General features: G+C 64.8%; 9 protein-coding genes and 1 pseudogene. 6 read left to right on the top strand and 4 right to left on the bottom strand.

Features of this window, described 5'->3' with window-relative positions; all coding sequences use genetic code 11:
* The 3 genes from EN906_RS12295 to EN906_RS12285 all read right to left on the bottom strand — a co-directional run.
* A partial coding sequence (locus EN906_RS12295) for a nitrilase-related carbon-nitrogen hydrolase (protein ID WP_127375192.1) occupies positions 1–689 on the bottom strand: 689 nt, incomplete at its 3' end.
* The gene (hydA, locus tag EN906_RS12290) at positions 674–2,104 is read right to left on the bottom strand and encodes a dihydropyrimidinase (protein ID WP_127267695.1); all 1,431 of its coding nucleotides are present in this window, start codon (positions 2,102–2,104) and stop codon (positions 674–676) included. The genes EN906_RS12295 and hydA, both read right to left, overlap by 16 nt.
* Positions 2,105–2,128: 24 nt before the next feature.
* Positions 2,129–2,479, bottom strand: coding sequence for a RidA family protein (locus tag EN906_RS12285; protein WP_127267694.1), 351 nt, complete (start codon positions 2,477–2,479; stop codon positions 2,129–2,131).
* A 304-nt stretch (positions 2,480–2,783) separates the two neighbouring features.
* Between EN906_RS12285 and EN906_RS12280 the strand changes: the two genes are divergently transcribed.
* The 6 genes from EN906_RS12280 to EN906_RS12255 are packed head-to-tail and all read left to right on the top strand — an operon-like array spanning position 2,784 to position 8,930.
* Positions 2,784–4,037, top strand: coding sequence for an MFS transporter (locus EN906_RS12280; RefSeq protein WP_127267693.1), 1,254 nt, complete (start codon positions 2,784–2,786; stop codon positions 4,035–4,037).
* A 10-nt stretch (positions 4,038–4,047) separates the two neighbouring features.
* On the top strand, positions 4,048–4,797 hold the full coding sequence (locus EN906_RS12275; protein ID WP_127267692.1) for an SDR family oxidoreductase: 750 nt from the start codon (positions 4,048–4,050) through the stop codon (positions 4,795–4,797).
* Between the two features lie 30 nt (positions 4,798–4,827).
* Entirely contained in the window at positions 4,828–5,853 is a 1,026-nt protein-coding gene (locus EN906_RS12270) for an NAD(P)-dependent oxidoreductase (protein WP_127267691.1), read from the top strand.
* A 12-nt stretch (positions 5,854–5,865) separates the two neighbouring features.
* Entirely contained in the window at positions 5,866–6,801 is a 936-nt protein-coding gene (locus EN906_RS12265) for a polysaccharide deacetylase family protein (RefSeq protein ID WP_127267690.1), read from the top strand.
* A 15-nt stretch (positions 6,802–6,816) separates the two neighbouring features.
* Positions 6,817–8,151, top strand: a complete 1,335-nt coding sequence (locus EN906_RS12260; RefSeq protein ID WP_127272625.1) for a dihydroorotase family protein — start codon at positions 6,817–6,819, stop codon at positions 8,149–8,151.
* A gap of 5 nt (positions 8,152–8,156) precedes the next feature.
* Positions 8,157–8,930, top strand: coding sequence for an SDR family NAD(P)-dependent oxidoreductase (locus EN906_RS12255; RefSeq protein ID WP_127267689.1), 774 nt, complete (start codon positions 8,157–8,159; stop codon positions 8,928–8,930).
* A gap of 206 nt (positions 8,931–9,136) precedes the next feature.
* On the opposite strand, the pseudogene EN906_RS12250 reads toward EN906_RS12255, so the two are convergent.
* Positions 9,137–9,410, bottom strand: a pseudogene (locus EN906_RS12250) (ROK family transcriptional regulator); the annotation flags it as partial.

The raw sequence follows: 9,410 nt of genomic DNA, 5'->3' as shown, positions 1-9,410 counted from the left end.
ACCCACAGCGTGTTCTGGTAGGCGCCGGCCTGCATCGGCAGATGGTTGTGGAACATTCGCAGATGCGCCAGCGCCGGCGCCTCGTCGAGCAGCAGTGGCGTGTTGTAGCCGAGCAAGGCCACCTCGGCGCCATTGAGGCAAAGCATGCGGTAGGTTTCCGGCCAGCGGCGATCGTTGCAGATCGCCATGCCGACACGCACGCCGCGATAGTCGAAGACCGGAAAGCCGAGATTGCCCGGTTCGAAATAGCGACGTTCGAGATGCGTGGTGATGCCTTCCTCCGGCTCGCTCGACCCCGGCACATGCATCTTGCGGTAGCGGCCGATGAACCGCCCGTCCGGGCCGACAAGGTCCATGGTGTTGAAACAGCGCGTGCGGCCGTCTTCCCTTGCGATCTCGCAATAGCCGAGCGCGAAGCCGATCTTGAGGCGGGCGGCGGCATCATAGAGGCATCGCGTTTCGGGCCCCGGCATTGCCCTTTCGAAGAAGGCGTCGATCTCCGCCTGATCGTCGATGCGCCAGCGCGGGAAGAAAGTGGTCAGCGCCATCTCGGGAAACACGGCAATCTCCGCCCCGGCGGAAGCTGCCTGTTCCAGCAAGTGGATGAGGCGATCGACCGTCTCGCTCCGCGTCGCACTGCGCTGGATTGGCCCGGTCTGGGCGACCGCGATAGTCAGGCATCGAGCCACGGCATCATCTCCTCGACTGGTTTTCCCGAGCGGGCCGGATCGGCGGCGCTGCGCTCTACGAACTGTCCGAACCCCGGCTGCACCTGGAGTTCGCCGTCGGCGACAACCGGCACGCCGCGCACCAGCACAGTGGTCGGCTTGCCCGTCACGCTCCTGCCCTCATAGGGCGTGAAGTCGACACGCGAATGCAGCGCCCGGTGCCCGAGCGTCCAGGTCACTGTCGGATCCCACAGCGCCAGATCGGCATCGAGGCCGACCGCTATGCGCCCCTTGGCATGGGCCAGGCCATAGATCGCGGCGGCGTTGCGCGAGGTGAGATCGAGATAGCGCTCGAGCGTCAGGCGGCCGCTCAGCAGTCCCTCCGAGAAGAGCAGCGGCAGACGAGTCTCGATGCCGGGAATGCCGCTCAGCGTGGTGGTGAAGTCGGGTGTCTGCGACCGAGCGATCTTGTCGGCGAAGAAATAGGGCGAATGGTCCGACGACCACAGGTCGATGCCGCCATCGATCAGCGCCTGCCACAGATGCCGATGGCTGCGCGGCGAGCGCGGCGGCGGCGAAAACACAAAGCGCGCCGCATCCATGGCCGGCCGGTCGAGGTCGGCGGCGCCGATGAACAGATATTGCGGGCAGGTCTCGGCTATCGCATCCACCCCTCGCCCGCGCGCCCGCGCCACCTCCTCGGCCGACTGCCAGGAGGAGACGTGGACGATGGTCATGCGCGCGCCGGTCATTTCGGCGAAGGCCAACGCACGATGCGTTGCCTCCCGCTCCATTGTCTCGCTGTGGGCAACGACATGGTAGCGGATATCGGTGCGGCCGAGATCGATCAGGCGCTGCCGCGTGCGCCTTATGGCGGCATCGTTCTCGGCATGGACCATGACGATCCAGCCAAGCCTATGGGCAGCATCGAGCACCCTGAAGAACAGATCGTCATCGACGGCAAAGCCCTGATAGGTCATGAACAGCTTGACCGACGCGATACCGCGGCCGGCGAGCAGCGAAAGCTGTTGCTCGACATCCGGGCCGGTGCCCATGGTCACCACCGCGTGCAGCCCGTAATCGATCACCGCGCGCCCTGTGGCACGGTCGAGCGCTCGATCGATGGCGGCGACGGTGCTCATCTCCGGACCCGGCATGCCGAACGGGACGATGCATGTCGTGCCACCGAAGGCAGCCGAGATGGTGCCGGATTCGAAATCATCCGCATTGCCGGCCCCGCCCCAGACCGGCTGGTCGAGATGGCAATGGGCATCGATGCCGCCCGGCATGACCCAACGACCGCCGGCGCCGATCAAGGATTTGCCGGCCAGGCCCGTCCCGGTGGCGGCGATGCGGCCGTCGTCGATGGCGATATCGCATTCGGCCCAACCGTCGTCGAGGGCAACGCGTCCGCCTTTGATCACCAGCTCATGCATTCGGTTTGCCCACCCCAATCGGCGTCAGCCGACCGCCGCCGTCACCATGATCTCGACGCGATACTGGTCGCCGGCAAGCCGCGCCTCCACCGTCGCGCGCACCGGCATGGCGCTGCGGTCGATCCAGGCATCCCAAGCCATATTCATCATGTCGAAGTCGGCGATGTCACGCAGCCAGATCTGAGCGCTCAGGAGTTTCGACTTGTCGCTGCCGGCCTTGGCCAGAAGCGCATCGATCTTGGCGAATATCTGCTTGCTCTGCGCGGTGGTGTCGCTTGAAAGGTCGTCCGCCGTCAGGCCGGAAACATAAACGGTGCCGTTATGGCGCAACACCCGGCAAAAGCGTTGGCCGTTCTCAAGACGTTCGATCGTCATCTCGGGGTCCCCTCTCGATCTTTGACAGGCGACCTATCGTAGGGAGCGCACTAAAGGACTGTAAAGCCTTTCGCAGGGCGCAACGCCGTTTTCCGCCGCCGGGATGGCCAAAAAAAATGACGCCATAGCCGTGTCAATCTTCGCTTGCAGCAGGCATGACTGGGTGTAGCTTCTGTTTGGGAGAGCAGCCGCCGGCCAGCGTGACTGCCAAGGGGAGCCGTCGCAATGCACAAGAATCCGGCGCCGCTTGTCGATCCTGCTTGCGATCTCCGGCGTCCGTCCTAGTCGGCCAGGCGCGGCATTCATGGGATCGATCGGTCAATCCGCGATGCGCTTTTGGCAGAACGCCGAGCGCTCCCGCGCAACGCTGCCGATGATGGCAGGCGTCTGTTTCGCCTGTATCGGCAGCGCCATGCTGACGACAGCGGTGTCGTTCCACCTCGGCAAAGCCGGCGTCGATCCCGGAACCGTGCAGATCGTGCTGACCGCCTATCCGGCCGGTTTCCTGATCGGATGCCTAGTGACGCGTCCATTGGTCACCCGCTACGGCCATGAGCGGACATTCCTGCTGGTCCTGGCAACTGCGCTGCTGTCGGCCCTGGGCTTCGTCGTTACCGACTTCATGCCGGCATGGTTCTGCTTGCGGCTGCTCGGCGGCATGTCGATGGCCTCGATGTTCGTCGTCTGCGAGAGTTGGATCAATCTCTATGCCGAACAGCACAATCGCGGCTCGCTATTCGCGCTCTACATGCTGACGACGGCGATTGCCGTGCTGCTTGGCCAGGTCCTGGTGGCGATGGTCGGTCCGCAATCTCCGCATCTGTTTCTGGTCGCGATGGCGACGGTGCTTGTGGCCTTTGCGCCCAACTTCGCCGGGGTGCGCTGGCCGGCGCTGCCTTCGGTGCCGAGTGATCCGGCGCCCGCGTCCGGAGCCAAGGCAGACAGGCGGCTGGGACCGCTGGCGCTCTTCAGGCTGGCGCCGGTGACGGTCGTGGCGATTTTCCAGGGCGGCATCACCAACATGAACGTCTTCGTGCTGACGCCTCTTTACGGAACGCAGATCGGCCTGTCGGCGGCGGCCACGGTCTGGCTGGTGACCACGATAAGCATTGCCGGAATGGTGGCGCAGACCCCGGTCGGCTGGCTTTCTGACCGTTTCGACCGCCGCCTGATACTGCTGGTGCAAGGGCTGGTATCGGTGACGGCCTGCGCCTTGATCGCTTGGGTCGGCACCCTGTCGGTGCCTCTGCTCTTCGTGCTGTTCTTCATCTATGGCGCCACGGCGCTGACGATCTATCCGGTGGCGATGGCCTTCGGCGCATCGCAGCTTCATAGCCGGCACATGGTCGCCGCCTCCGGCACGCTGCTCCTGCTCTACTCGATCGGCAATGTGGCAACGCCGGGCGTCGCCGCGGGGTTGATGGCGCATCTTGGACCTCCCGCCATGTTCCTGCTGCTCGGCGGCGGCGCTGCCCTGGTCACGTTGGCCGCCTGCTACAATCTTCTGCGCCGGCCGGTCACGGCGCCGGTCATGCAACGTATCGAGGAACGGGTTTGAGGAGGCCGCGATGAACCGTCTCGAAGGCAGCGCTGTCCTGATAGCAGGCGCCGCAAGCGGCATTGGCGCGGCCATTGCCCGGCGCTGCGTCGCGGAAGGCGCCGGCGTGATCTGCGCCGATTATGAGCTGGAGGCGGCGCAAGCCCTTGCCGATGAGCTCGGCGCCGCCGCTTCCGCCTGCGGCTGCGATGTGACCGATGCGGAGCAGGCTCGCAGCGCCGTCGACATCGCAAGGCAGCGCTTCGGCCGGCTGGACGGACTGGTGCACAACGCCGCCGCGCCATCGACCAATGCCACCGTCGTCGATCTCGACGAACAGTCCTGGCGCCGCGAACTCGACGTCAGCCTGACCGGTGCGTTCCTGATGAGCAAGTTCGCGGTGCCGTTGATCGCGGTGGGTGGCGGCGGCTCGGTGGTGTTCATCGGCTCGCAGTTCGGACGCGTCGCCACCGCCAATGCCGTCGCCTATTGCGCTGCCAAGGCGGGGCTGATCCATCTCGCCAAGGCGATGGCGGTCGACCATGCGCCGGACAATGTGCGCGTCAACAGCCTGTCGCCGGGCGCGGTGGCGACAGCGCGCCTGCTGCGCAGATTTCCGGACTTCGAGGCCGCCAATGCGGGTCTTGGCCCCGCCCATCTGCTCGGCCGCATCGCAGAGCCGGATGAGATCGCCGCGGCGGCCGCTTTCCTTTTGTCATCGGACGCATCCTTCGTCACCGGATCCGACATGCTCGTGGACGGCGGCTATGCAACGCGCTGATCCTGTTCGTTCAACTTAGAAGGAGTTCACATGACGCTGCTTGTCACCGGAGGCACCGGCTTTGTCATGAGCGTGGTCGCGCGCGCATGGCTCGACCGCGATCCGCAAGCCCGGGCCGTGATCCTCGACCGGTCCGGCCTGGACGCGGCGGCCGAAAAGCATTTCGCCCCGGTGCGCGACCGGCTCACAGTGGTCGCCGCCGACGTCCTCGACCCGAAAGCCTGGTCCGCGGCGCTAGACGAGCAAGGCATCACGGCGATCGTGCATGGCGCGACAATCACGCCGATCTCGCGCGGCAGCGCCTCGGAGGCAAAACGGCAGCCCGAGGCCGAAGACCCGGCCCGCATCGTCGACGTCAATCTAATGGGCACCGTGCGGATGCTGGACTGGGCGCGAGAGAGACCGGACCTCAAGCGCTTCGTCTATGTCAGTTCCGGCTCCGTCTACCGTCACAATGGCCCCGACTGGAGCAGCGAGCCGCTGCCGGAAGACGGCTATGTCGCGCCGTTGACGCTCTACGGCATCTCGAAATTCGCCTCCGAGATGGTGACCAACCGCTATGCCGACCTGTTCGACCTGTCGGCGGTCTCGGTGCGACTTGCTTCGGTCTACGGCCCGATGGACCGCGCGACCGAGAGCCGCAACTTTCGCCATGTTCCCAACCGCGTCGCACATATGGCTTTAGCCGGCGAGACGATCAGGCCGAACAGCCTGGAGCCGGTCGGCGACTATATCGTCTCGACCGACGTTGCCGCCGCGATCCTCGCGCTGATCGATGCACCGCGCCTCAATTACCGTCACTACAACATCGGCTCCGGGTCTAGCCAGACCATCGGCGAGATCGTCGGCTGGGCAAGGGAACGCGTGCCGGGCCTGAAGGCCGAAGTGACACCAGGAGAAGACGCCAATATCGTCCAGGATGTGAGACTGAAGGGCGGCATGTGGGGCGCGTATGACATCGCCCGCATCCTGCGCGACACTACATGGCGGCCGCGTCCGGGCAAGGAAGCCTTCCACGCCTACATGGACTGGATAACCGCCAACGAAACGAGATGAGAGGAATTTGCCATGACGCCAAGCGCTGCCTCGCAACCGCCCCAGCCGCGCGACCTCGTCGGCTATGGTCCGAATCCGCCCTTCGTGACCTGGCCCGGCGGCGTCAAGCTCGCCATCAACCTCGTGCTCAACTATGAGGAGGGCTCGGAATATTCCTGGCTCGAAGATGGCCGCAACGACAATTGGGGCGAATACAATCTCACCTCGAGCCCGCCGGTGCGCGACCTCGGCACCGAGACGCATTTCGAATATGGCAGCCGCGCCGGCGTCTGGCGCTTGGCACGGCTTTTTGATCGCTACGACATCCCGATCACCATCTCAGCTTGCGCGGTGGCGCTGGAGCGCAACCCGCCCTTCGTCGAATGGATGAAGACGCGACGACACGATCTGCTCGGCCACGGCCTACGCTGGATCGACTATACGACCATGGAGCGCAGCGAGGAAAAGCGCCAGCTGCATGAAGCGGTCGGGCTTTACGAGACACTACTGGGGAGGCGGCCGCTCGGCTGGAACTGCCGCTCGCTGCCCAGCGTCAACACGCGCGATCTGCTCGTCGAGGAAGGCAGCTTCCTCTATCACTCCGATCCCTGCAATGACGACCTGCCCTACTTCCTCGACCATCGGGGCACGGAAATCCTGGTCGTGCCCTATTCCAAGACGCTCAACGACAGCCGTTATCTGGTGGCGCCGGGCTACAGCAAACCGCGCGACTTCGCTGAGGATTGCCGCTCGGCGATCGATTACATGCTCGGTGAAGCCGACGAGACCGGCGGCCGCATGCTGACGATCGGCATCCATGCGCGCTGGATGGGCCAACCCAACCGGGCGTCCGGGCTGCGCGAGGTGATCGAACATGTGAAGCAGAACCCGGCCGCTGCCTTCATGCGCCGCGAAGAGATTGCCCGGTTCTGGCTGGAGAGCCATGCCAGCTTCGAGCGGCGCGGCTAACGGAAACAAGACGGCATGTTCGAAACCCTGATCCGGGGAGCCACCATCGTCAACGCCGAAGGGTTCGAGCGGCGCGATGTGGGCATTACCGATGGCCGTATCGCGGCGCTTGTCCAGCCTGGCGAGACGGCCTCGGCCAGGACAGTCATCGATGCGGCCGGTGCCTATCTGCTGCCCGGCCTGGTCGACGCGCACGCGCACCTGCGCGAGCCTGGACTGACACACAAGGATGACTTTTCCTCGGGCACGCATGCCGCGGCCCTTGGCGGCGTGACGACGGTGCTCGACATGCCGACCGACGAGCCATGGACAGCCACAGCCGAACAGCTTGCCGACAAGATGGCGATGACCGAGGCCCGCATACATGTCGATGTCGGCTTGCAGACCGTCGTCAGCCGCAACCTGTCGCTTATCCCTCGCGTGCTGGACTTGGCGCCGGTCTCGTTCGAGCTGTTCACCGCCGATGTGCCCGATGACTTCCTCTTCGCGACGTCCGACGCCGTGGCCGAGGCGTTGAAGGCTTTCGCCGGCAGCGACACTTTGATCGGCATCTCGCCCGGCGATCAATCGATCCTGACCGGCAGCACACTACGCGACCGCCCCGGCACCATCGCCGCCTTTCAGGCCAGCCGGCCGCCACTCGCCGAAGCCAACGGCATCGCCCGGGCGCTCATCGCCGCCGCCTCTGCCGAAACCAGAATTCATGTCCGCCAGATCAATTCCGAACTCGGCGTCGAGACGTGGGGCCGGCTGCGCGGCATGGCCGACGCCAGCGTCGAAACAACGCCGCAGAACCTCTTCTTCACCGCCAGCGATTATGAGATGCAAGGCGCTAATCTCAAGGCCTCGCCACCCCTGCGCTCGCCGCATGATGTGGATGCGCTGCGCGCCGCGCTGAGCGGAGGACTGATCGACATCGTCGCCACCGACCACGCGCCGCACGCGCCAATCGAAAAGGCTGCATCCTATGCGGCCTTTGCCGACATTCCAGGTGGCATGCCAGGGCTGCAGACACTGTTGCAGACCATGCTGAAACTGGTCGATGAAGGCTTGATCGCATTGTCCGATCTGGTGCGCCTGTGCGCCCGCAATCCGGCCGAGCGCTTCGGGCTTGGCCGGCGCAAGGGACGGATCGCCACCGGCTACGATGCCGATATCCTCATCCTCGATCCGCGCCAGTCCAGCACGATCGCCAATGCCGATCAGGTGTCGCGAGCGGGCTATACGCCATTCGATGGCTGGACCGTCCAGGCGCGGCTGACAAGCGTCTTCCTGCGCGGTCGCGAAATCGCGCGCGAGGGAAAACTGATCGGCCCGAAAATTGGAACCATCGTCACCCGGGAAAGCTGAAGACCATGCCCCTCCTCGCAGACAAGACCGCCATCGTCACCGGAGGCAGTTCCGGCATCGGCCGCGCGATCGCGCTGAAATTCGCGGCCGAGGGCGCGAGCGTCGTCATCGCCGACACGGTCGAGCAGCCGATCGAAGGCGGTAAGAGCACCGTGGAGTTGATCCGCTCGGCCGGCGGAGGTGCTGTTTACATCCGGACCGACATCTCTGACTGGAGCGCCGTCGATGCGCTGGTCGATGCGACGGTCACGCAGTTCGGACGGCTCGACGTGATGGTCAACAACGCCGCGATTTACACCAGCACCAATCTGATCGACACCACGCCGGAACAATGGCAGCGCGTCATCGGCGTCAACCTGACCGGTTTCTTCTACTGCTCGAAACGGGCGGTGATGCAGATGCTCACCCAGGCGCCCGTCACCGATGTGCGCGGCCGCATCATCAACATCTCCTCGCAGCATGGTATCGTGGCCTGCCCGGGCGACTTCCCCTATTCTGTGAGCAAGGGAGGCATCGTGCAGATGACACGGCAGATCGCCGTCGACCACGCCGACGACCTGATCGTCTGCAACGCGATTGCGCCAGGCAAGATCGTCACCGGCAAGCCGGGTGTCGCCAACGAACCCGACGCGCTCGATTACTCGCGAAGGCGCACGCCATGGCCGCGGCTTGGACATCCGAGCGACGTGGCCGGAGCCGCCTTGTTTCTCGCCAGCGACATGGCAAGCTACGTTACAGGCATCAACCTGATGGTGGACGGCGGCTGGATGGCGGGCTGACCTAGTAAGACCTAAGGCCGACTGCCCGGAGACCGCGGGCAAGGGCTGCAGCAAGGGACGTTGGCCGACGAACAGGTCAAAACATTACGTGGGCACTTTTTCGCCCCCAGAGTCGAGACACGCGCTCTGCAACGGTAGTAGTCGCAGTCGCAAACAGTTCTCCAGAAGCGATCTGGTCACGCGGTATCTTCCAAATCAGACCACTACTAGCGCTCCAGCTCTGACAATGGCGGCAGCACGACAGCCGGATGGCGGCCTTCGCGCAGCATCAGCCCGAGACTGTAGTCGACGGCTAGCTTCATGGCGCCGAGCGCCGTGCCGCCGTCTTCAAGCGAACTGACGGCGATCCGTGTCGGCCACGCAAGTTCTGCTGCGACGCGTTCGACATTTTCTGTCATCAGCGGGTTTCTGCCGACACCGCCGCCAAGCACGATCAGGCCGGGGTCGAGCATGCCGATGCAGCCGGCCGCCAGCCTGCCG

The organism is Mesorhizobium sp. M7A.F.Ca.CA.004.06.1.1, from assembly GCF_003999135.1.
In the GTDB taxonomy this organism is placed as follows: domain Bacteria; phylum Pseudomonadota; class Alphaproteobacteria; order Rhizobiales; family Rhizobiaceae; genus Mesorhizobium.
Note: the sequence above shows the minus strand (reverse complement) of the source record. Positions and strands in the feature narration are given on the sequence as shown.

What these genes read in the sequence shown, in the direction of transcription:
- hydA (WP_127267695.1), bottom strand. Translation starts at nt 2,104, where the DNA reads ATGCATGAGCTGGTGATCAAAGGCGGACGCGTTGCCCTCGACGACGGT.
- EN906_RS12285 (WP_127267694.1), bottom strand. Translation starts at nt 2,479, where the DNA reads ATGACGATCGAACGTCTTGAGAACGGCCAACGCTTTTGCCGGGTGTTG.
- EN906_RS12280 (WP_127267693.1), top strand. Translation starts at nt 2,784, where the DNA reads ATGGGATCGATCGGTCAATCCGCGATGCGCTTTTGGCAGAACGCCGAG.
- EN906_RS12275 (WP_127267692.1), top strand. Translation starts at nt 4,048, where the DNA reads ATGAACCGTCTCGAAGGCAGCGCTGTCCTGATAGCAGGCGCCGCAAGC.
- EN906_RS12270 (WP_127267691.1), top strand. Translation starts at nt 4,828, where the DNA reads ATGACGCTGCTTGTCACCGGAGGCACCGGCTTTGTCATGAGCGTGGTC.
- EN906_RS12265 (WP_127267690.1), top strand. Translation starts at nt 5,866, where the DNA reads ATGACGCCAAGCGCTGCCTCGCAACCGCCCCAGCCGCGCGACCTCGTC.
- EN906_RS12260 (WP_127272625.1), top strand. Translation starts at nt 6,817, where the DNA reads ATGTTCGAAACCCTGATCCGGGGAGCCACCATCGTCAACGCCGAAGGG.
- EN906_RS12255 (WP_127267689.1), top strand. Translation starts at nt 8,157, where the DNA reads ATGCCCCTCCTCGCAGACAAGACCGCCATCGTCACCGGAGGCAGTTCC.